This is a genomic window from Mucilaginibacter terrigena (genome assembly GCF_004168255.1).
Lineage (GTDB): Bacteria > Bacteroidota > Bacteroidia > Sphingobacteriales > Sphingobacteriaceae > Mucilaginibacter > Mucilaginibacter terrigena.
In genome coordinates this window covers 779,207-799,786 of the sequence record NZ_SEWG01000001.1, presented here as the reverse complement: position 1 = coordinate 799,786, position 20,580 = coordinate 779,207, and the positions used below count along the sequence as shown (strand labels likewise).

Sequence of the window (20,580 nt, the reverse complement as noted above, 5' to 3'; positions counted from 1 at the left end):
TTATCCCCCGCTAACCGGCGGTATTATCGCCACTTCATCAAGTTCTGTTATTACTCCGCCGTCTTCCGCATATTCGTTATTAACCGCCACCATGTAGCTGGCCAGTTGTTTCAGTTTGGGATATCTTGCTTCTAAGGATACTTTTAAATCAGCGGTTGTGGCGGTGCTATCGCCTAATTCAACAGTTATCAATTGTCCCCCGAATATGTCTTTGGCGATGCCGAATGCAAGCACTGTAATTTCCATTACGCAAATATGCAACAATCTTGTTCATAACATCAATAACAAGCTTTAGTTGTGGCAAAAAAAGAACAAACCTTTACGCTAAATTGTATATTTGATTATGGCCGCAAATGCTGTTTTACAAATCCCGGTTACCAGGGTAACTGATGGCGCAAGCGAAGAACTTAACGACGCCATCGCCATTGAGGAACCTTTAGAGATTCGCCTGGAATATGGCCCTGCTGCGGAACGCAAAGTGCAGAACATCTCCGTTACCATGCGCACCCCCGGCAACGACGCTGAACTGGCCGCAGGTTTTTTGTTTACCGAGGGTATCATAAAAAACGCTTCGGACATCCAACAGGTAACACATTGCTTCATAGCATGTGCCGAAAACCGCGAGAATGTAATACAGGTTAGCCTGGCCGAAAGCATCACTCCGCACCTGCAAAACACCGAACGTAATTTTTATACTACATCAAGTTGCGGCGTATGCGGCAAAGGTTCAATTAACGCCATCCGTACGGTAAGCCATTACAATGCTGAACTAACAGATGATAATGCCATCAATACTGAGGCATTAACCGCCCTGCCCGATATCCTGCGCCAACACCAAAAGGTATTTGCTGATACGGGTGGACTGCATGCTTCGGCTTTGCTTAACCCGGCGGGGGAGCTGCTTATCGTTCGCGAGGATGTAGGCAGGCACAATGCCTTGGATAAGCTCATCGGCGCGGCCATTAACCAAAATATGCTGCCGCTAAATAAAGCTGTTCTGTTGCTAAGCGGCAGGGCCAGTTTCGAGTTGGTGCAAAAAGCGGCTATGGCAGGCATCAACATTATCGCGGCGGTGGGTGCGCCTTCAAGTTTGGCGGTGCAACTGGCGCAGGAGTTTAACATCACACTCGCCGGCTTTTTACGCGGGCAACGGTTTAATATCTACACTGCGCCACAGCGCATTTTAATACCCAGTTATGAAAATCCGGATCAAAAATAACGGCTTACGGTACAGGCTTACCCGCAGCGAGGTAGAAGCATTTTCCCGCGATGGTGTATTTAAAGAGAAAGTACAAATTGGCGATGATGCGCTTACCTACATTTTACAGCGCACGGCCGAAGCGCAGCTTTCCGCATCCTTTAAAAACAACATTATTACCATGCTGGTACCCGAAAAAATTGCCGATGAGTGGACAGGCACCGACCAGGTTGGCTTTGAACATAAAACAGCCGAATTGCAACTGTTGGTAGAAAAAGATTTTACCTGCCTGGACGAAGTTGATGAAGACCAGAGCGATAATTATCCCAACCCCTTAGCCGCAGCACGATCATGAGTAAGGAAAACGAACAACCCGCCGCAGAAAACCCCGAAACCCTGCATAAATTAACGGTTACCGAACCTAAAAAGTGGGCGGCAGGCATACCGGGTGTAACGGCAGCGCTAAAAGATATTTTTGAGGAAACGGGCGTTGCCCGTGGCGCGGGCGCGCTATTCACCATGAACCAGAAGGGTGGTTTTGATTGCTCCAGCTGTGCCTGGCCCGACCCGGATGATGACCGGTCCACGCTTGCGGAATACTGCGAGAACGGGGCCAAAGCATTAGCCGAAGAAGCCACTACCAAAAAGCTTACTGCCGAATTTTTCGCGCAAAACTCCGTTGCCGACCTGGCCAGGCTGGATGATATGGACATTGGTAAAAAAGGCCGTATCGCGCAACCGGTTTATTTGCCAAAAGGCGGCACACATTACCAGCCGATTACCTGGCAGGATGCTTTTCATAAAATAGGCGATAAGCTGAATAGTCTGGCCTCGCCAAACGAGGCCGCATTTTACACGTCGGGGCGTACCAGTAACGAGGCTTCGTTTGTGTACCAGCTTTTTGTGCGCGAGTATGGCACCAATAACCTGCCCGATTGCTCAAACATGTGCCACGAATCGAGCGGGGTAGCCTTGGGCGAAACCATTGGCATTGGCAAAGGGACGGTAACGCTAAATGATTTTTACGATACGGATGTAATCATCATCATGGGGCAAAACCCCGGTACCAACCATCCCCGCATGCTCACTGCTTTAGAAAAAGCTAAGCAAAAAGGTTCTAAAATAATAGCCATAAACCCGCTGCACGAGGCCGGACTGATGGCATTTAAAAACCCGCAGAGCGTAAAAGGTGTACTGGGTTTTAGTACCCAACTTGCCGACCTGTACCTGCAGGTAAAGATAAACGGCGATATGGCATTGATAAAGGCAATAGAGAAGCTTTTATACGATGCAGAGATACAGGAACCCGGTAAGGTATTCGATACCGGATTTATTGAGAAGAGTACTGTTGGTTACGATGAGTTTGTTGAAAAGATAAAATACTTTGATGTGGAAGCCCTTTGCGCTGCTGCCGGTGTACCTGTTGAGCAGGTAAGGCAGGCCGCAGATATGTTGAAGCATAAAAGCAGGATCATCATATGCTGGGCTATGGGTATTACGCAGCATAAAAACGGTGTGGATACCATTAAAGAGATCCTGAACCTGGTGCTACTTAAGGGTAGTATTGGCAAAGCGGGGGCAGGTTTATGCCCTGTACGCGGGCACAGTAATGTACAGGGCAACCGCACCATGCTGATATTTGATAAACCCACAAAAAAGCAATTGAATAAGCTTAAAGAGGTATTCGGTTTTGAGCCGCCTCGGGAACATGGTTACGATGTGGTGGATTCTATAAAAGCTATGCACGAAGATAAACTGAAGGTGTTTTTCGCGATGGGGGGCAATTTTCTTTCGGCTACGCCGGATACAGCGTTTACTGCCGAGGCCATGCGCAAGCTTGAAATGAGCGTGCATGTATCTACCAAACTTAACCGCAGCCATTTGGTGCACGGCCACGAAGCTATCATCCTGCCAACGCTTTCGCGCAGCGATAGGGATGTGGTTAACGGCGAGGATCAGTTTATCAGCTGCGAAAACTCGATGGGGGTGGTGCAGTCGTCGAAGGGGATCTTAGAGCCAATATCAAAAGAGCTGCTGAACGAAACGCAGATAGTTTGCGAACTGGCCAAAGCTACTTTAGCTGGCCGCACCGTTATCGATTGGGATAAATACGCCAACAGTTACGATGCCATCCGCGATGTAATAGGCCAGGTGGTACCAGGGTTTGAAAATTATAACCAGCGTGTAAGGCTTCCGGGCGGTTTTTACCTGCCAAATGGGCCGCGCGAGGGTAAATTTGAAACGGAAAAGTTTAAGGATAAGGCGCCTTTCAGCATCACAGAACTGCCGGCACATGAAATGGCCGATGATGAATACATGATGACCACCATCCGCAGCCACGACCAGTTTAACACCACCATTTACGGCCTGCAGGACAGGTACCGCGGCATCCATAACGAACGCCGGGTAATATTTATGAACCCGAAAGATATTGCCAAAGCAGGTTTTACGCAGGGGGATAAGGTAGACCTGTTTAACTATTATGATGGCATCGAACGTGTGGCCCGGCTTTTTGTCATCGTCCCCTATGATATCCCCGAACGCAATACCGCTACCTATTATCCCGAAGGGAACGTTTTAGTGCCCATAAACAGCGTGGCTGAAAAAAGCAATTGCCCCACCAGTAAGCTGGTGTTTATCAAGATCAGGAAGCACGAGGGGTAGATGGTTAAATAACCACCCTGTCATTTCTAACGAGGTGCGAGGAGAAATCTTATACAATATATCAACTTGATTACTTGTACGGGAATTCAGGGTGTAGAAGATTTCTCCTCACGCCACTTCACAAACCACCCCCTGTTCGTTCGAAATGACACGGTGTGGGCAGAATGCTAATTAATTGCTCGACAAAATGTGATTATTTATCCTTTATAAGCCGCTAACAGGTCCTCCACTAAGATGCCGTTGATGGTCATCCCGGTCAAGTTACAATCGCTTATGGCTACACCGCTTAAATCACAGTCGTCTATGGTGCTGCCTTCCAAATTGCAATCCTCAAACTTAAGCGGGCGCTGTTTAGCGTTGGGGTCGTAATGCGGGTGCCCTTCGGGTGGCATGCCAATGCTGTGGATATAAGCTCCACCCATTTGGGCACCGTTTATTTCCAGGTCGCTGAGGTTGGCATCTGATATTTTCATGTTGGTAGCCGATACATCATCCATCGTTAACCCATTAATGCACGACATCCTGATGGTTGAGTCTTTTAACAACGCTTCGTAAACGTTAAGCTGTTTTTGGCAGTTGATGATCTCTACTAATTTCATTGCGGTTGATTAATGATTTGTAGATACAAAGTTCATAAAAATGCGGCCGGTTAAGAGGTGCAAATCCGACGAACTTAAGGCGTTTCGCGACATCTTTTTGGCGAAGTGTACGTTTTTTAAACGACTAAATTTTTCACATTTTTAAAAGAGATGGGTTCGCATCTTAAACTGATAGATAATTATTTGGAAAAATTGGTGACAATGTTTTGTCAGTATATTACGTCATAAACATTTGATTATTAAATATTTGTAAAAAATCAACCTGTATTGGCGAACGTGAACGTGAACATTTTGCATCATATTTAACAGTAAAACTATTCGCCCCAGGCGGTAATAACCAAACTCCTGCTCCCGCCACGGTTACGGTGCTCGCATAAATAAATGCCCTGCCAGGTTCCCAAAGCCAGTAGCCCATTGCGGATAGGTATGCTTACTGAGCAGCCCAGCATAGCGGCTTTAAGGTGCGCGGGCATATCGTCGGGGCCTTCATCATCGTGGCGGTAATCAGGGTCGTTCTCGGGCACAGCCTTGTTAAAATACATTTCAAAATCCTGCCTTACGGTTGGGTCGGCGTTTTCGTTAATGCTAAGCGATGCCGAAGTATGCTGGATAAACACCTGGCAAATGCCGGTTTTAATTTCGTGCAGTTGTGGTATGGCATCTAAAACCTCATAGGTAATGATATGGAAACCCCGGCGTTTTTGGGGCAGGTCAAGCGTTTGCTGAAATATTTTCATCAGTTGTAAATGAGTACAAGATACATAACAATAATACAAGCAAACAGCCAACAAGTTCAAAAAATTCCAAACATGGTGATTTTGCCATACTACATATGTAGTATTTTGCTATATAAATGCCTGATTCTTCACAAATATTATTTATATATACATAATATTTCATCATACTAAAACAGAATATGAAGCGTATCCCCCTAATCGTTATGTTCGTGGTTTTTTGCGGCTTGGCTACATCGGCACAAACAATAAGGCAGCTTATTGATTCGGCCCGTGTAAACAAGACCAATGATTTTGCCAAGGTTATTAAATTTTCAACCCTGGCGTATGATAAAGCCAAAGCCGAAAAGCAAACCAAACTACAGGGCGAGGCTGCCTTTATGATAGGTATGGGTAATTATCTTTCGGGCAATCACGATAAAACTTTACGCTGGTATATCGAGGCCGAAAAACTTTATCAAACTGCCGGGCATATTGATGGTTTGGCCGAGCTGTATTCGGACATGGGGGTGATGTACCTGCGCCTTAAAAAAATGAAGGAGGCCGATGAGGTGAGCCAAAAGGCCATTGCTTACGCAATACAGTCAAAAAATAAACAAAGGCTATCTGCAGCGGTAAACAACCGGGGGCTGATGTTTTTAGATGGCGGGCAAATGGATAGCGCCATTACCTATTTTAGCAAAAGCTACGAGATCTACAAGGTTATTAACGATAGGGTTGGTATGTCGTACGCGCTGGATTATATGTCATCAGCATTGGCCGAAAAGGGGCAGTATACCAGGGCCTTGTCTGCCATGAACGAAAGCAAACAGCTTCGCGCCGGCGTTGGCGATAAAGCGGGCGAGGCCATAGCCATAAACAACATTGGTGAGCTTTATCTTAAAATAAACAAACCTTCCGATGCCGTACCTTATTTTTTAGAGGCCAGTAAAAAAGCCCACGCGTTAAAATATGCCGCGCTGGAAACGTATACCTACAGCCAGCTGGCTACCAGTTACAAAATGCAGGCGAAATATAAGGAGGCTTTTGATGCGCAAACCACTTACCTTGACCTTACCCAAAAGGAGCTTGATGCAAAACGCAACAAGGATATTGAGGAATTACAAACCAAGTACGCCACCGATAAAAAAGAACAGGAAAATAAGTTGCTTTTAGCGCAATCTAAAGAGCAAAAGGCCGAGCTTACGCGTAACCAAATAGGTATTTACGCGTTATTGGCTACTATTATATTTATCGCTATTATATTTTACCTGGTTTATAACCGTTACCGCATTAAGCAACAGGCGCGTTTCCGCGAAGCGATGCTGGAAGAAGAACACCTGCGCACACAAGCTATTATGGACGCCGAGGAGAACGAGCGCCAGCGCCTTGCCCGCGAACTGCATGATGGTATTGGCCAGATGCTTTGCAGCGCACGCATGCAATTGGAATATTCGCAACTGGACACTACCCCAACGGATGATGAAGGGGCCGCCCTGCAAATGCTGGACGATTCTATAAAAGAAGTGCGCGATCTGTCGCATAGTATGATGCCGCCTTACATCCTTAATAAAAACTTAAGGGAAGCCATTGAAGAGTTTATTCACCGCCTGAATAATAAGGACCTGGTGAAAATATACACCGAGTGGGTAAACACCGATGATATTGCTATTGACAAAACCACTACATTGATGCTTTACCGCAGCGTTCAGGAGATCATATCAAACGTGTTTAAGCACGCACGGGCTAAAAATATCCATATAGAACTGGTGAACCACGATACCGAACTTACGCTGATGATCATAGACGATGGGGTTGGTTTTGATAAGGAAACGCTTTTTAAAACCAATAAAGGGCTTGGCCTTAAAAATATCGAATCGCGCGTGGCGTATATTGGCGGCAGCCTGGCTATTGATGCCACACCCGGTAAAGGGGTAACCTATGTTATCGAGTTACCTTTGCTAAGTATGGCATCGTAAACCGGGAGATCGCTTTGAAAGCCGGAGGCACCCAAGAAGCCCGGGAAATTATAACAATTTTAGTGAGGTAGTATCAGGTTCCGGCGGATCCCCTGATATTTAAATATCCGATACCTTTAACGATTACCGTAAAAACAAAATACAGGTATATTGCTTAAAGATATAAAGCTACGATAATGGAAATAAAGCCAGCAGTATTATACCGCGATGATGTAATTAATAAATTAACTACCGAAAACCTACCAACTGCCGATATCAATGCCACCCTTGATGATTTTTTTGTAGCGACAGAAGATAACCAGGTTATTGGTATTGCCGGGTTAGAAGTTTATGGTAACTATGGCTTACTACGATCTGTCGCTGTAGTTAAAGAGTGGAGGGGCAAAGGGGTTGCCGCAGAACTATTGAACAGGATAGAAGCCGTGGCAGGCGAAAGGGGACTTGAAGCCATATACCTGCTTACCGAAACGGCTAAAGATTATTTTGAAGGCAAGGGTTACGAACATGTTGCCCGTATGGATATCCCCGAAGCGGTGAAAGCATCATCAGAGTTTACGCATGTTTGCCAGGAATCGGCTACCGCTATGCAGAAATCTTTGTAGCGATTTAAAAATAGGTTTGTTGTTGTTTACTTATCATTTACCACATGTGTATTTTTGTAACTTAGTTGACTATCAGTAGTCTATACGGTATGACAAAGAAAGAAACCTTTAGTATCCACGGTAAAAACCTGGTGAATAAAATAAAAGAGCTTATTGAAGAGGGTAACATTACCAGCATCTCCATCAGCGATAAGAATGGTAAAGAGTTAATGACCTTCCCTTTATCGGTAGGTGTGGTTGCGGCTGTTATTGCACCCGTGCTTGCCGCGGTTGGCGCGCTGGCTATATTTGTTGGCGAGTGCAGCCTTACCGTAGAACGCGAAGAAAAAGGAGGAGAGGGCGAGGTTAAATAGTCCTGCGCCGCGCTGTTATTCCAATTAATCAGATCTTGAACCTACAAGGGATATAAAAACTTTTTACTTACACATAATAGCAGGTAGTTAAGTATGTTTTATTATGCATGCATATCAAAAATTTGTATATTAGTAAACTAATTACGATCAATAAACGGTGTTTGCTGTGATACTATTTTTACAAAAAAATCTTAATTTCTTGCAAACAAGTTGAGATGATGTTTGTCATAACAATATAATCTTAAAGCAATATGGTAATTTTAAAAGTTGGTACTGAAAGCGAACCTGAAAAGCAGGTTGAAATTGTTACTGAAAAGGGTGTTTGGGGTAGCGGCGCCTATAAAATTTTTGCAGCGAAATTTCTGAACAGACTATCGCACAAGGATATACCGCATGAACCTACCGATATGAATGATCCAAATTTCCTTGGGGAAATAAGCATTGACAAGGAAAGGGAAAAGTGGGAATATAAAGGCACCAAGTTAAAAATTCCCGAGTTGAAGAAAATAGTAGATTTTATATTTGATTACAAAGCACCCGACGCTGTTTATTAGCATTGGGCCCTATATAAAAATTTAAATATAGCGGTTATTAATGCACATTATTTTATGCATTAATAACCGCATTTTATTTAGCCTATATCGTTTAGATTAAGGTACAAATTATCTGCAAAATATAGTGGGTTACCGGTACCTTCGGCAGTCGAAAAAATTGTAACCACAAAATTGTAACGCTGGCTATAGCCGGTTATTTCTGCATTCTTGCTCCATTGTTTAATTGTTTTGTCTATACCATCTGTAATATTGCGCAGCTCTGTATCGTCAGATGTGTTGAACGCTGTAGAAGGTACAAGCGCAAGGGGCATGGTCATTAAGGGCGAGTATTCGTCATCGTTAACTTTATACTGGTAATCTATTTGTAGTTTTACCCAATACGTTACATTTTCAACACCTTTTGTTATCGCGCCAAAAAATTGTGCGAGATGATCTTTCACACTTAACTTACCCTTTGTAGCAAGCGAAGCCAGGTCAAGGCCGGTATCTGCCCAGTTTAGTTTTGGCGCCAGGTTTTGGGTTGATGCAGTCTGCGAAATATGGTAAACAAATTTATCATTGGTTTCAAAAAAGCCGCCCTCCGCATTGGGCAGAAGGGCTTTATTGCGCCACATGCCGTTTAGTGTGCGTATGCTTTGCACTTCCAGTGCGTTAAGGGCTTTAAACTTAACTGCCCTGATGCGGTTGGGTTTAAATGCATTGGCAAACATCAACGATTTACCATTGCGTGAGTATGTGTATCTTTTTATATCTTTTGTATCGCCGCTTAGCGCTTCTAATGGCACGGTATCATAACCCTGTATAATCACTTCCGGAAGTTCAATGGGTTTTCCGGTCGTTTTTTCCGTTGATACGTTTACAAGCAGGCGGTTATCGCCGTTTGTGTTTACCGTAGTTTCGCTTATGGTAAAATTAAACAGCTTATTAAAACCTGCGGCAACTGCTGCAAGGCTACCCGGCGCGCCGGTCTTTAGCGCGTTTTTTACCTTCACTATCAACTGCGACAGGCTTATTAAAGCGTAAAGTGCGGTTTTGTAATTGTCGCTGTCGCCGGTAGTGCTGTTGTTTATTTGAGGTAAAGCGTCGTCCAGGTCGGTTTTTATAGGGGGGTAGGTCATGATAAATTGCGCAAGGTTTGCAAACAACGCGCTTGCATCGTCATAAGCCGCGCCAACCGGCGCGCCTTGTTCATTTATCAGCAGCTGCGACTGAAACATATCCTGGGCAGCCTTTGTATTTTGATATTTGCAGCTATAATTCCACAGTACAGTTTGCGGGATGGATACTGCATCGCCCTTGTGCGTTTTTGCTGCTGTTTGCGATATCAGCGTGGGTAATACGGGGTGTTCGCGTATAACAATTGGAACATTGGCGCTAAACGCCGGCGAGGTTTCGGGTTGTAAAATGTTAAGGATAATATTTATGCCTCCTTCAGGGGTATATTCTACCTGGGTGGGCCTGAAGGTTGTACTGAAAGCCAGATGTGTTTGCAGCCCGGGATCAATTAAACTTATACCAAATGATAAACCCGACTGCGCCTCGGTACCGGTATCTATTGTTAAGATAGCGCCTGAAACGTTTACACCCTTTAATTTTTGATTGTTTGCAGTTAAGGTACCTATATCGCCCGATAGCTTAACCACGCCCGTATCGGTGTTGGCAGCAGTTACACTATACTGCACAACGGCAGTAGTGGAGTAAAAGTTGTAAAGCCGGTTATTTAATTGTTGGGCCAGGTAGCCGGCTGCGTGGTTAAGGTTTGGTATTTGCCCTGCTATAACAGGTTCCAGCAGTTTTACCAGTTGCCCGGTAATACTTGTTTTAGCCGCCGCAATATCCTGGATCAGGTCGGCGTTATCCGGGTGCTGCAATTTATATAAGGATGCGCAGGTCATAACCGCACCGATATTATCCGTGGCAAACAGATCATCTATTGCCTGCAAAAAAACTTTCATCCATGCGTCAAGGTCAATACTATTAAACTGCATATGATCAGGAGGTGTATCCCAATCAATGCCAGCCCGGGTTTTGTATTGGCGTATAGCGGTGCTGCCGCTGGTGATAAGATTTGTTGATAACGGCACCGGAGCTATGGCTGTAGCTGTACCGGCACTAATAATGTAAAAGATCCCTTTGCCGGTATTGCTGTTGGCCAGGCGCACCGCCCACAACTGCCGCGCGCTGTTACTGCCCGCAAGGCTTGCACCTGTTGCCAGCTTTAATCGGTGGTCGTCGGCCTTAAAAATGTTTTCAAATCTTTTGGAAAATGCAGTAAGGCCCGCACTGATATCAGGCATAACAGCCGTGCTGCTAACCGTGGCATTTGTGCCGCCATTAGCATCGGCACGGGTTATGGCAAATATAACCTCAACCTCGAATATGTTTTTTGGATTGATGGTACCCGTGAGCGGGAATATCAACGTTTTATTTACCGGGACTTTAACAACTCTGCCACCTTCCGGCGCAGTGGTGACACTTTGCAGCCAGTTTATTATATTATTGATAAAAGCCAGGGTGTTGGCGGTTTGCTGACTTGTAAACTTATATGCGGCAGGTGTAAGGCTGATAAAAGCCGAAAGATCCGTCGCCCGTACTTTTTCAGTGGGTTTATCATCATCGGGCGCATACATCCATTTTAGCTGGTAGCGGATGCTTTTATAAACGGCAAGGTCTTCTATCGCGTTTTGTTTCCACTGTGGTATTTCGGTATCATCTGTATCATCTGCCGGGGTAGCATCCGGTAATTGCGTGTACCGGCTAATGTCAAAAGCAAAAACTACCCTTAACTGCGGCACATTACCAATATTTTTAAAATGATATTTTGCAGTTGCTGATGGCCACTTATTAAAGCCAATAATATCGGGGATAAAACCGGGGGCATTTTTTATTGTGGAAGTTGTATTGCGGCCGGTATTTGAAGGTAAACTCATGTTACAGAAAGTGTAAGGTTTAAGCCATTAAGGTATGCAAAATCCGCGAAATGGCAATAACCAATGCGTTTACCTTTTAATCCTAAACCTTACACATTTCATATGCCCAAGGGTCGCTTAACCTTTATAGGCTTCTTCTATGGCGTTAATATCCAGTTTTATCATTTTCATCATGGCCTGCATCACCCGGGCTGCTTTTTCGCGGTCGGCATCGCCCAGGTATTTTATAAGGATTGCTGGTGTTACCTGCCACGCAAGCCCGAACCTGTCTTTTAACCAGCCGCATGCCAGTTCCTGGCCGCCATCTGTTAGTTTTTCCCAGTAATAATCTACTTCCTCCTGTGTTTGGCAATCTATTACAAAGGAAACCGCCTCGGTAAATTTATATTGGGGCCCTCCGTTTATGCCCGTAAACTCCTGTCCATTAAGGGTAAATGATGCGGTCATTGCCGCTCCTTCGGGACCAGGACCGTTTGGTGGGTACCTGAGTATATTGTTTACGCTTGAGTTTTTAAATACCGACCGGTAAAAGTCTATAGCTTCTTCCAGGTTGTTATCAAACCATAAAAATGGTGTTATCTTATTCATGATATTTTGTTTTAATGTTTGCTTATACAAATGTACCATGCTGTTTAATAACCGGTAGGGGGCAAAAGCGACGAATTACAGGGCATATACTGACTAAAGCCACGTAAACGGATCGCCGGATTTGATGTGGGTGATCCTCACGCCCGTAAGTTTAGGTTGCAGCCAGTCGACAAAATAGTCCATGCCGGGGTCCTCGCTCATGTTATGGCCAAGTATAACCAGGGCAATGTCCGAACCTAATAAGCGTGCATCACGGATGTATTCGGCGGTTTCCCATTCAGATACTTCGCCAACTATCAATACATCGGGAGTTTTAGCTTCGGCAAAGCTTACCTGCATTTGCCCGCCGGGGGCGCCCGGTAAATAGGTTACGCGGCTGCAGTTTTTTTCAAGATCGCCTATCACGCGTAAATGCGCAATGCCGAGCGATGTTTTAAGATGTTTTACCAAAGCGCCCAAGCTTAGTACAGGTATGGTAATAGTGGGTTCGGCGGCGGCATAGTAGGGAAGCCAATTAAGCTTTTTCATGGCGCCGTAAATCACCGCATCCGGCTTTAAACTGTGGATATAATCGTGACAACGCCAAACCGTAATATTGTGCTTTTTAAGCAGGGCCTGTTTTTGCTTAACTACATGGTTGTCCTTCACCCAGTTGGGATCATCGCGGTGGTTATAAAAGGTTGGTTCGTGGGCTATGATGAAATTGGCGCCCAGCTTTGCTGTTTTTTCGATAAGTTCTACTGTGGCAAACATGGTTGTAACTATGCCGGTAACTACCATATTGGCATCGCCTGATTTTAAGGTATCAACCGTGTTGGGGATAGGCGACAGGTTACCTTCTTTCATTATCAGATCTATAATCTGCTGAACCGTATACTGCTTTTGCCCCGTGAATATTCCTGCCAATGCTGGCTTAACCGATGATAAGGCTAAAGCGCCTGCGGATATGGCAGATGCGGAAATAAATTTACGGCGGGTAAAGCTGTTCCGGGTCGACTTTTTCATATACAAATTACTTTATCGCAATATATTAAATACACCGGGTTATTGCTACACCCCTATGGTACAAAGCGCAAATGCCGGATAAAATATATCCGGCATTTTATGAATGTAACAATGGTAGTAATGGCTTATTGTTCTTTTGTTAAAACCCTTTCCCTGCCATCGCGGATGATGATCATTTGCTTTTTATCGGCATCAAACATTACCTCTATACCTGCTGATTCTATTTTGAACCTATTGTCTGCTGTAGCTTCAAGCGGGATAGCTGTTTTGCCATTCATCTGCACAAATAATTTATCACCATCCCTGGTAACTGTAAATTTTACCGGGGCACCGGGCACGGCATAAACACCAGTATACTTGTCCAGTATTTCGGGGCTGATGAGCATGGAATTAAAGGCGGGTATAGTAAACGACTTATTCCAATAAATATTAAAAATACCGTCTATCATATCACCAACAGAATAAACCTTGCCATTTGTAGCGTAGGATAAGGCAAGTTTTTCTTCGGGCAGATAAACCAGCCAGGCCCCAAAGCCATCTATACCGCCGGTGTGGCCATACAGGGTTTTACCGTTATACTTAAAGGTGGCAATGCCTAATTCCTTTTGTGTAATTTGTTTAAGGCTTGCCTGCGATACCAGCTTAAGGTCGAACAGCGCTTTAATAAATTTGGCCATATCTGCAGTTGTAGATACCATAGCGCCCGAACCGAACAGGATGCTCATATTGGTTTCGGGTTGCTGCTCCCAGTCGCGCCCATACTTATAAGAATAGCTTTCATTTTTTGCAGGGTCAATTTTGCCTATGCCTAAATAAGTATCTTTCAGTCCTATTTTATCACTTATCCGCTTTTTAAGGGCTTCAGCATAAGTTTTGCCGGTTATTTTTTCTATGATGCAACCCAACACAAAATAACCCGCGCTGCTGTAATTGTATTTTGTGCCCGGCTCAAAATCGGGTGTAGTGCTGGCAATAAAACCCAGCATTTCATCCTTTGTTGTTACCATAAACCGCCTGCTTTTAAAGTTTTGGTCTTCGGTTACCTCGTGAATGCCGCTGCGGTGCGCCAATATCTGTTCGATGGTGATTTTGCCGGCGTTTGGTATCTGGGGGAAAAACCTATCAAGCTTATCATCGGGCTTTAACTTCCCTTCCTCAATAAGCTGAAAGATCAGTGTAGCGGTAAACATTTTGGTAACAGACCCTATGCGGTAGCGGGTTGATGCCGTTAAAGGTCGTTTTTCGGTACCGTTGATATGGCTGTAGCCTATACTGCGGCTGTAAACGATATCCCCGTTTTGTGCGATGACAAGGCCGCCCATCGCCTTGTTTTTTTCGGCAAGGCGGTCAAAAAACTGGTCGAGCCTGGCTTTATAGGGGACCTGGGGATAGCCTGCTGTAAAAATGCATATAGCTAAAATTGCGGTTAAGGCTGCTTTAATTTTCATACTGTTTAATAATTGCTGGTATAGTAAAGTGATGTGTTATGGCTTAAAGGAGCGGGGAAATTAGTGCCATAGCGTGCCAACCAGGCCTAAAACAATGCCCATCCAAAGCCCTATTACAAATACTACAAAGCTTATTACGTTAGCCAGCACCTTTTTCCAGCCGCCGTTACCGGTTAGCAGGTTTACATAATAATGGAATGCGCCGCCCACTGCACCGGCGAAGGGGACAACCAGTAATGGCCTTACCATCCAGAATTTACCCCACTCAACATGCGGGTGCCTAACCTGCAGCACAAAGGAAAGAATAACGATAAGCCCCATGCCGGCGCCAAGCAGCATGCGTTTTGTTAATGCTGCCGAATCGATGTTTTGTGTTAAAATGTTTTTTTGTGTCATTGTTATTGTAATTTATTGATAATAGTAATACGTACTAAAAAAGTACTTTGCAATACAAAGTTATATATTTTACTTTGTATTGCAAAGTGAGAATTAAAAAAAAGTTTTCATTTATAATTTCAACGGATATTTTAAAAAATTGCCTGTTAAGATCCGGATAATATATATCTTGTTATGTTTTTATAAGGCTTAGTTTAGCTCGCAGACCAAACCCTGTTAATTTATTATAAGTGTTAGAAACCATTAATTGTAAAAATTGCGCCAGCCCTGTTATAGATAATTATTGTTCGGCCTGCGGGCACCCCAGGCTATTAAAAAGGGTAGACGGGCATTACATCATACACGAGATTCAGCATATACTGCATTTCGAAAAAGGTATTTTATACACTGTTAAGGGGTTACTGACACACCCGGGAAAAAACATCCGGGAGTTTATTACCGAAAACCGCAACAGGCTGGTAAAGCCAATTATCTTTATCATTATTACATCGCTGATATACTCTACTATAAACCACTTTTTCCACGTTGAAGAAGGATATGTAAATTATGGGGGCAAAAAAGATTCGGCTACAACCCAGATCTTCGCCTGGGTGCAAAGCCATTACGGGTACGCCAATATTATAATGGGCGTATTTATAGCGCTGTGGGCAAGGCTTTTTTTCAGGAAATACAATTATAATTTTTTCGAGATACTGATCCTGTTATGCTTTGTAATGGGGATGGGGATGCTGCTGTTTTCGGTTTTTACAATAGCAGAAGTTTTATCGCACACCAAGCTAATGCAGGTATCATCTTATATTGTCATCGCATACTGCACCTGGGCCATCGCCCAGTTCTTCAATGGCAAAAAAGTGGTGAGTTACGTAAACTCGTTTTTTGCTTACCTGTTAGGGATGCTTACGTTTGCATTGGCCGCGTTGTTAATTGGTTTCCTGGTGGATGCGGTTTTTAGGCATTGATGTTAATATTGTATAAATGGCTGTTTCAAGATTTATAAATTTGGCATTGAGGGTTAAAGCCGGCTGCATAATAAATCTTCATTCAATTCCGAAATAATGTTAATTTTAATGCTATCTGTCATGGGTACCGATGCACTGTTATTCAATTTATAATTTTATTAGGTTTAATACATGAAAAGATCCGTTTTAGTGCTGTTTCTATTTACCTGTTTATCGGGTTATTCACAAAGCACCATTAATAATTATAAGTATGTAATTGTGCCCCAAAAATTCGCGCAGTTTAAAGAGATCGATCAATACTCGTTAAACCGGCTCACCAAAGCGCTTTTAGAGGACAAAGGGTTTACGGTTTATTTTGAAAATACCGAAATACCAGGTGATGTGGTCAATAACATGTGCCAGGCCTTAAACGCCGACCTGATGCAGAAGAGCGGGATGTTCACAACCGAAGTTACGCTTGTACTAAAAGATTGCAAAGGCGCGGTCATATATACAAGCAAAGCCGGTAAAAGCCGCGAAAAAGATTATAAAACCGCTTATAATTTGGCTTTACGAGATGCCTTTACATCTGTTGCATACACCTATAGCGGCCCGGTTACCGAGGCGGCCCCTCCAACGGTTGCGGTAAAGGATCCGGAAAAACAAATGCCTGTGCCGGTAAAACCTGCCGAAACAGCGCCAATAGTACCTGTGCAGGCAGCCAAAACCGCAATTGACCACCCGGCAGGTACGTTGTACGCCCAGGCAATTGCCAACGGCTATCAATTAATTGATACTACCCCAAAAATAGTTTTAACCCTGCTAAAAACCTCTGCAGAAAACTATTATATAGCCAGTAATGCAGATGCCAGCGGCGTGGTGCTTAAGAAAGGTGATGACTGGTTTTTTGAATACTATAAGGGCAACAAGCTTGTTTCCGAAAAGTTACTGGTTAAATTTTAATTGCTCCCCGCGCTGTTACATTTTAATAGTTCATCAAATAATAGGTTATTCTGAATAACAAAACGATTTTCATCTATCGTTTTTTCATCATAATTACTTTTAACAACGCAATAGTTTTTGTGCGAGGCCAAAACTGCAATATCTTGACCGGCATCCCAGGTAGTGGTAACGCTTTCCATGGGCTTAGCGCATGCATCTAAACCAATATAAAATGGTCGTCCTACCTTACCTTCACCGTATTTGCTTTTAAAAACTACCATAAAGAGAGCGTTCTTACCTGCTTCGTCATTGGCTAATATTTTGATCAGCGTTCCTTTATAGAAAGTTAACGCGAAACTATTAAAGGTTGTGCCATACACTTCATACGTAGGTATTAGGTATACAACAGCATCTTTACACTTTTTTATAAAAAGGTTATCCAATGTTTTATTTATGTCGAGTTTGGATGATATGATATCTTTAACCAGGGGACTCAAAGGGTCGTATTTAAATTTCAGCACCTTGTTTTCCTTGTTCTTTTCTAAATATTTTACAGTTTTTGATGAACCGTCGATAATTTGTTCGGGGGAAAGTTTTAAAACAGCTAATATCTCGCTTTCGGTTTTGCCAAGTTGAAGATCGCCAACACCGTTTATTTGCTGTTGTGCAACTGAACAGTGATAACCAAGTAATAAAATAAATGCATATATGTATCTCATATAAAGGTTTTTGATTCGAATATAATGCTTTTGATCAATCAGTGCAAAATGCATCTCGCCTAAAATTACTAACATTTGGCCTTCAATTTTTCACTTCCTACAATCGATCCGGCAAGGTCGCAAATCGCCCTTTTATTGTCATTATCGCACCTCACTTGCATGCCCTGCCCGTTGTACCTTTGAATTATCAACACAACTAAAAACAATACAATGAGAAAGATCAGGATCTTTGAACATATCTCGCTTGACGGGATAATAGAGCACGATGGTGATTATACCTACGGCGCATGGACCACACCATATCGCAGCCCTGCAGGTGCCGGGATGCTGCTTGAGGCATACGGTACAAACTTCGACCTGCTGCTTGGCCGCCGTACGTATGATATATTCAGCAACTTTTGGCCAACGGCAGGTAATTTCCCGATGGCAAATGCTATCAACGCAGCTAAAAAATATATTGTAACCCACCAGCCCGATAGCCTGGAGTGGGGGCCTGTAGAAGGGCTTAGCGAAGACCTGGCTAAGGATATTCAAGACCTGAAATCAACCGATGGCCCTGACCTGATCGTGGTGGGAAGTTCTACACTCACATCCTTGTTGCTTGCCCAGGGGCTGGCTGATGAGGTTGTGCTTATCACTTACCCGGTTTTGCTTGGTAAAGGCAAACGCCTGTTTGCAGAAGATTTCGACGCGCGCAAACTCGAATTTGTGAGTTCGCAAAGCACACCAACTGGTTTGCTGCTTAATACCTACAGGCACGTGGGGGCGCTGGAAAAAGCCTGACTCTATAAAAAATACAAAAGCCCGATACGATATATCGGGTTTTTGTATTGATAGCTTTAAGTTTATCCTCAGCAACCGCCTTTGTTAAATACACGTTTATAAATTACTTTATTATTTAGCTCGATATAGTCGCCCGATACAATCAAATATGGATGATTAGGCGAATACCCTACGCTGTGGCTTCTTATGATTATTTTGTCGTTAACTTTCAGGCTGTTTAACTGCTGTAAATCCTTAAGACTATATTGCATCATGTATTCTTCGTCATTGATCCTTACTAAAAGCCATTTTGGTCCGGATGATTTCGCGTTTGCACGCTGAAAAGTAACAGAAGTTACCACGGCCTCCATATTGGTGAAAGCCTTTACGTACTTCCTTATTTTGTCAGCGCTGGCATGCACCTTTTTACCTTCAGCAGATGCCTCCCATTTTTTGTACTTTATACCATCAGGGGTAGCCTCCCATTTTTTCAGTGCAGCATTCCTTTCAGCAGCAGAGAGGGGCTTTGAAGTTGATTTTTTAGGAGCTTCGTTTTTAGTTTCATGGTTAGCAAATACCAGTCCGCTTACCACTACCAGCGGTAAGATCAGCGCATAAATGATTTTTTTCATATCCTTTTAAAAATTGATTCAACGAATTTACTTTGATATATTTCCACTTAAAGAACCAGGATTGTAAATAAAAATGTAAACTTTGTAAATAAAAACTTGACACTATGGTTAATAGCCAAAACCTCCTTTCCGGGAAACGTAAGTACCTGTTCGGATTCATAATACTCTCGCTTATCTCTGTGGTCAGCGTGGCGTTCAATATGGAGGGAAGCGACGATTTTGATATTGCCAGGAGGGAAGTTTTGCTCCGCCGGATAGGTCATGAACTGCTGTTACAATCAGGCGACCGTACATCAAGGGTACTACCGGTAAAAAGGATCGCCGAAAATGAATACCAGGTAAGATTTGAGAAAGATATTACTTTTGAACCAGGTTCGCTTGTGAATATTACCAGCCGCTTGCTCGCCAATGACCCGCTCGCACATGATTATGTTGTTAATGTTTTAACCTGTGGCACAGACAGTGTAGCCTATGGTTACGCCATATCCAAAAACACAAAAGATGATATTGTACCATGCAAAGGAAGAAAACAGCCCAGGGCATGTTATATGATCAGCATTAAATTTAAACCGGCAATTATAAATGCAACTACTAAAGTTTATATCCTTGGTAGTCTTCCATTTTTAGCATTTATTGGATTTATATTTTCGAGGTCGCATAAAGCCCGAAAATCATTACCTGGCAGCCAGGCTACTGATATACTAACTTTAGGCGAGGTGTTGTTTGATGCCGCGAATCGTAAGCTTATCATAAACGAAAATACGATTGAGCTTACCGGAACTGAAACGCGCCTGTTGGTTATTTTCGCGCTTTCGCCCAACCAAACCATAGACAGGAGCCGGCTGCAAAAAGAGATCTGGGAGGATGAAGGTGTAATTGTGGGGCGCAGCCTGGATATGTTCATTTCAAAACTTAGAAAAAAACTGGAGCATGATCCCAATATTAACATCGTGGTTATACGTGGCAAAGGATATAAGTTGGAGGTTAGGGGTTGATGTATGCCTATTGCTTATAATAAAACCCAAAAGCCTCTATGACACATAGATAGGCTTTTATTTCATATGGAAGTACATTTACTAAAATTGTTCGTAAATATATTTCTGCATGCTATAATCATCTGGATATTGCTCGCGCGCCTTGCTTTTAGCAGCAGCATTTGTTGCATTTCGCATAAATTCTTTGGCGCCTACCTGCTCATCATAAATATATTTTTGCATAGAATAATCTTCTGGGTATTTTTTAATGGCGAAGCGCTTTAACTCAAGGTCGGTTACATTCTTCATGTAACTCTTATCGTTTTTTTGCTGATTATATATGTATTCCTGCATGCTGTAATCTTCAGGATATTGTTTTTCAGCAAAAATTTTAACCTCGGCATCAATTACGCTGCTCATGAAATTATAACCTTTCTTCTGCTGTTCATAAATGTACTTCTGCATTTCTACGTCAGTAGGATATTGTTTTTTAGCGATCGTCCAAAGTTTTGACTCGATAGTTTGAGCAAATGAGGATGTATATAACAGCGAAGCGATTATACATAACAGGATACGTTTCATTG

The 20,580-nt window shown here is 43.4% G+C and carries 22 protein-coding genes; 11 read left to right on the top strand and 11 right to left on the bottom strand.

From position 1 onward, the window contains the following. Positions 1–246 (bottom strand): MoaD/ThiS family protein, encoded by a 246-nt coding sequence (locus EWM62_RS03470; RefSeq protein ID WP_129875232.1) that lies wholly within the window; start codon positions 244–246, stop codon positions 1–3. A 97-nt stretch (positions 247–343) separates the two neighbouring features. Between EWM62_RS03470 and fdhD the strand changes: the two genes are divergently transcribed. Genes fdhD through EWM62_RS03455 form a run of 3 tightly spaced genes read left to right on the top strand, consistent with a single transcriptional unit; the run spans position 344 to position 3,862 of the window. Beyond that, complete coding sequence (fdhD, locus tag EWM62_RS03465; protein ID WP_129875231.1) at positions 344–1,219, top strand: formate dehydrogenase accessory sulfurtransferase FdhD; 876 nt, start codon at positions 344–346, stop codon at positions 1,217–1,219. After that, the gene (locus EWM62_RS03460; RefSeq protein WP_129875230.1) at positions 1,197–1,553 is read left to right on the top strand and encodes a DUF7009 family protein; all 357 of its coding nucleotides are present in this window, start codon (positions 1,197–1,199) and stop codon (positions 1,551–1,553) included. Before fdhD ends, EWM62_RS03460 begins: the two co-directional genes overlap by 23 nt. Further along, positions 1,550–3,862 (top strand): FdhF/YdeP family oxidoreductase, encoded by a 2,313-nt coding sequence (locus EWM62_RS03455; RefSeq protein WP_129875229.1) that lies wholly within the window; start codon positions 1,550–1,552, stop codon positions 3,860–3,862. The genes EWM62_RS03460 and EWM62_RS03455 overlap by 4 nt, the downstream gene beginning before the upstream one ends. A gap of 197 nt (positions 3,863–4,059) precedes the next feature. On the opposite strand, the gene EWM62_RS03450 is transcribed toward EWM62_RS03455, so the two are convergent. After that, complete coding sequence (locus EWM62_RS03450; RefSeq protein WP_129875228.1) at positions 4,060–4,461, bottom strand: pentapeptide repeat-containing protein; 402 nt, start codon at positions 4,459–4,461, stop codon at positions 4,060–4,062. A 314-nt stretch (positions 4,462–4,775) separates the two neighbouring features. Next, positions 4,776–5,198: a secondary thiamine-phosphate synthase enzyme YjbQ gene (locus EWM62_RS03445; protein WP_129875227.1), complete on the bottom strand. Its 423-nt coding sequence runs from the start codon at positions 5,196–5,198 to the stop codon at positions 4,776–4,778. A gap of 179 nt (positions 5,199–5,377) precedes the next feature. On the opposite strand from EWM62_RS03445, the gene EWM62_RS03440 reads away from it, so the two are divergent. From EWM62_RS03440 to EWM62_RS03425, 4 genes are all read left to right on the top strand, one after another. Beyond that, positions 5,378–7,153 (top strand): tetratricopeptide repeat-containing sensor histidine kinase, encoded by a 1,776-nt coding sequence (locus EWM62_RS03440; RefSeq protein ID WP_129875226.1) that lies wholly within the window; start codon positions 5,378–5,380, stop codon positions 7,151–7,153. Positions 7,154–7,329: 176 nt separating this feature from the next. Then, entirely contained in the window at positions 7,330–7,755 is a 426-nt protein-coding gene (gene arsN2, locus EWM62_RS03435) for an arsenic resistance N-acetyltransferase ArsN2 (protein WP_129875225.1), read from the top strand. 89 nt (positions 7,756–7,844) lie between these two features. After that, positions 7,845–8,108, top strand: a complete 264-nt coding sequence (locus EWM62_RS03430; protein ID WP_129875224.1) for a DUF4342 domain-containing protein — start codon at positions 7,845–7,847, stop codon at positions 8,106–8,108. 251 nt (positions 8,109–8,359) lie between these two features. After that, positions 8,360–8,662 (top strand): hypothetical protein, encoded by a 303-nt coding sequence (locus tag EWM62_RS03425; protein ID WP_129875223.1) that lies wholly within the window; start codon positions 8,360–8,362, stop codon positions 8,660–8,662. Positions 8,663–8,739: 77 nt separating this feature from the next. On the opposite strand, the gene EWM62_RS03420 is transcribed toward EWM62_RS03425, so the two are convergent. The 5 genes from EWM62_RS03420 to EWM62_RS03400 form a co-directional block, all read right to left on the bottom strand. Further along, a complete protein-coding gene (locus EWM62_RS03420; RefSeq protein ID WP_129875222.1) occupies positions 8,740–11,592 on the bottom strand; it encodes a hypothetical protein in 2,853 nt (950 codons plus the stop codon). A gap of 117 nt (positions 11,593–11,709) precedes the next feature. Beyond that, on the bottom strand, positions 11,710–12,180 hold the full coding sequence (locus EWM62_RS03415) for a VOC family protein (RefSeq protein ID WP_129875221.1): 471 nt from the start codon (positions 12,178–12,180) through the stop codon (positions 11,710–11,712). Positions 12,181–12,273: 93 nt separating this feature from the next. Next, positions 12,274–13,185 carry a Nif3-like dinuclear metal center hexameric protein gene (locus tag EWM62_RS03410; RefSeq protein WP_203234972.1) on the bottom strand — a complete coding sequence of 304 codons (912 nt, stop codon included), beginning with the start codon at positions 13,183–13,185 and terminating at the stop codon, positions 12,274–12,276. Between the two features lie 125 nt (positions 13,186–13,310). Further along, positions 13,311–14,633 (bottom strand): serine hydrolase, encoded by a 1,323-nt coding sequence (locus EWM62_RS03405; RefSeq protein WP_129875220.1) that lies wholly within the window; start codon positions 14,631–14,633, stop codon positions 13,311–13,313. 60 nt (positions 14,634–14,693) lie between these two features. Continuing rightward, positions 14,694–15,029: a potassium transporter KefB gene (locus EWM62_RS03400; RefSeq protein WP_129875219.1), complete on the bottom strand. Its 336-nt coding sequence runs from the start codon at positions 15,027–15,029 to the stop codon at positions 14,694–14,696. Positions 15,030–15,259: 230 nt separating this feature from the next. On the opposite strand from EWM62_RS03400, the gene EWM62_RS03395 reads away from it, so the two are divergent. After that, positions 15,260–15,988, top strand: coding sequence for a DUF3667 domain-containing protein (locus EWM62_RS03395; RefSeq protein WP_238989269.1), 729 nt, complete (start codon positions 15,260–15,262; stop codon positions 15,986–15,988). A 171-nt stretch (positions 15,989–16,159) separates the two neighbouring features. Beyond that, positions 16,160–16,930, top strand: coding sequence for a hypothetical protein (locus tag EWM62_RS03390; protein WP_129875218.1), 771 nt, complete (start codon positions 16,160–16,162; stop codon positions 16,928–16,930). Here EWM62_RS03390 and EWM62_RS03385 read toward each other — a convergent pair. Next, on the bottom strand, positions 16,927–17,703 hold the full coding sequence (locus tag EWM62_RS03385; protein ID WP_129875217.1) for a hypothetical protein: 777 nt from the start codon (positions 17,701–17,703) through the stop codon (positions 16,927–16,929). The two genes, EWM62_RS03390 and EWM62_RS03385, sit on opposite strands and share 4 nt — an antisense overlap. Before the next feature lie 135 nt (positions 17,704–17,838). Here EWM62_RS03385 and EWM62_RS03380 point away from each other — a divergent pair, with 135 nt between their 5' ends. Next, positions 17,839–18,411, top strand: a complete 573-nt coding sequence (locus EWM62_RS03380) for a dihydrofolate reductase family protein (protein ID WP_129875216.1) — start codon at positions 17,839–17,841, stop codon at positions 18,409–18,411. A 68-nt stretch (positions 18,412–18,479) separates the two neighbouring features. Here the strand turns inward: EWM62_RS03380 and EWM62_RS03375 are convergent, their stop codons facing one another. Then, positions 18,480–19,022, bottom strand: coding sequence for a hypothetical protein (locus EWM62_RS03375; protein WP_129875215.1), 543 nt, complete (start codon positions 19,020–19,022; stop codon positions 18,480–18,482). A gap of 104 nt (positions 19,023–19,126) precedes the next feature. Between EWM62_RS03375 and EWM62_RS03370 the strand changes: the two genes are divergently transcribed. Then, entirely contained in the window at positions 19,127–20,017 is an 891-nt protein-coding gene (locus EWM62_RS03370; RefSeq protein ID WP_129875214.1) for a winged helix-turn-helix domain-containing protein, read from the top strand. An 81-nt stretch (positions 20,018–20,098) separates the two neighbouring features. Here EWM62_RS03370 and EWM62_RS03365 read toward each other — a convergent pair whose 3' ends face one another. Then, the gene (locus EWM62_RS03365; RefSeq protein ID WP_129875213.1) at positions 20,099–20,578 is read right to left on the bottom strand and encodes a hypothetical protein; all 480 of its coding nucleotides are present in this window, start codon (positions 20,576–20,578) and stop codon (positions 20,099–20,101) included. Positions 20,579–20,580 lie beyond the last annotated feature (2 nt).

Excerpts from the sequence above, each read along its gene's own strand:
- EWM62_RS03460 (WP_129875230.1), top strand. The coding sequence starts at position 1,197 with ATGAAAATCCGGATCAAAAATAACGGCTTACGGTACAGGCTTACCCGC.
- EWM62_RS03470 (WP_129875232.1), bottom strand. The coding sequence starts at position 246 with ATGGAAATTACAGTGCTTGCATTCGGCATCGCCAAAGACATATTCGGG.
- EWM62_RS03455 (WP_129875229.1), top strand. The coding sequence starts at position 1,550 with ATGAGTAAGGAAAACGAACAACCCGCCGCAGAAAACCCCGAAACCCTG.
- fdhD (WP_129875231.1), top strand. The coding sequence starts at position 344 with ATGGCCGCAAATGCTGTTTTACAAATCCCGGTTACCAGGGTAACTGAT.
- EWM62_RS03450 (WP_129875228.1), bottom strand. The coding sequence starts at position 4,461 with ATGAAATTAGTAGAGATCATCAACTGCCAAAAACAGCTTAACGTTTAC.
- EWM62_RS03445 (WP_129875227.1), bottom strand. The coding sequence starts at position 5,198 with ATGAAAATATTTCAGCAAACGCTTGACCTGCCCCAAAAACGCCGGGGT.
- EWM62_RS03415 (WP_129875221.1), bottom strand. The coding sequence starts at position 12,180 with ATGAATAAGATAACACCATTTTTATGGTTTGATAACAACCTGGAAGAA.
- EWM62_RS03400 (WP_129875219.1), bottom strand. The coding sequence starts at position 15,029 with ATGACACAAAAAAACATTTTAACACAAAACATCGATTCGGCAGCATTA.
- EWM62_RS03440 (WP_129875226.1), top strand. The coding sequence starts at position 5,378 with ATGAAGCGTATCCCCCTAATCGTTATGTTCGTGGTTTTTTGCGGCTTG.
- arsN2 (WP_129875225.1), top strand. The coding sequence starts at position 7,330 with ATGGAAATAAAGCCAGCAGTATTATACCGCGATGATGTAATTAATAAA.
- EWM62_RS03420 (WP_129875222.1), bottom strand. The coding sequence starts at position 11,592 with ATGAGTTTACCTTCAAATACCGGCCGCAATACAACTTCCACAATAAAA.
- EWM62_RS03370 (WP_129875214.1), top strand. The coding sequence starts at position 19,127 with ATGGTTAATAGCCAAAACCTCCTTTCCGGGAAACGTAAGTACCTGTTC.
- EWM62_RS03375 (WP_129875215.1), bottom strand. The coding sequence starts at position 19,022 with ATGAAAAAAATCATTTATGCGCTGATCTTACCGCTGGTAGTGGTAAGC.
- EWM62_RS03365 (WP_129875213.1), bottom strand. The coding sequence starts at position 20,578 with ATGAAACGTATCCTGTTATGTATAATCGCTTCGCTGTTATATACATCC.
- EWM62_RS03385 (WP_129875217.1), bottom strand. The coding sequence starts at position 17,703 with ATGTTAGTAATTTTAGGCGAGATGCATTTTGCACTGATTGATCAAAAG.
- EWM62_RS03410 (WP_203234972.1), bottom strand. The coding sequence starts at position 13,185 with ATGAAAAAGTCGACCCGGAACAGCTTTACCCGCCGTAAATTTATTTCC.
- EWM62_RS03380 (WP_129875216.1), top strand. The coding sequence starts at position 17,839 with ATGAGAAAGATCAGGATCTTTGAACATATCTCGCTTGACGGGATAATA.
- EWM62_RS03430 (WP_129875224.1), top strand. The coding sequence starts at position 7,845 with ATGACAAAGAAAGAAACCTTTAGTATCCACGGTAAAAACCTGGTGAAT.
- EWM62_RS03390 (WP_129875218.1), top strand. The coding sequence starts at position 16,160 with ATGAAAAGATCCGTTTTAGTGCTGTTTCTATTTACCTGTTTATCGGGT.
- EWM62_RS03405 (WP_129875220.1), bottom strand. The coding sequence starts at position 14,633 with ATGAAAATTAAAGCAGCCTTAACCGCAATTTTAGCTATATGCATTTTT.
- EWM62_RS03425 (WP_129875223.1), top strand. The coding sequence starts at position 8,360 with ATGGTAATTTTAAAAGTTGGTACTGAAAGCGAACCTGAAAAGCAGGTT.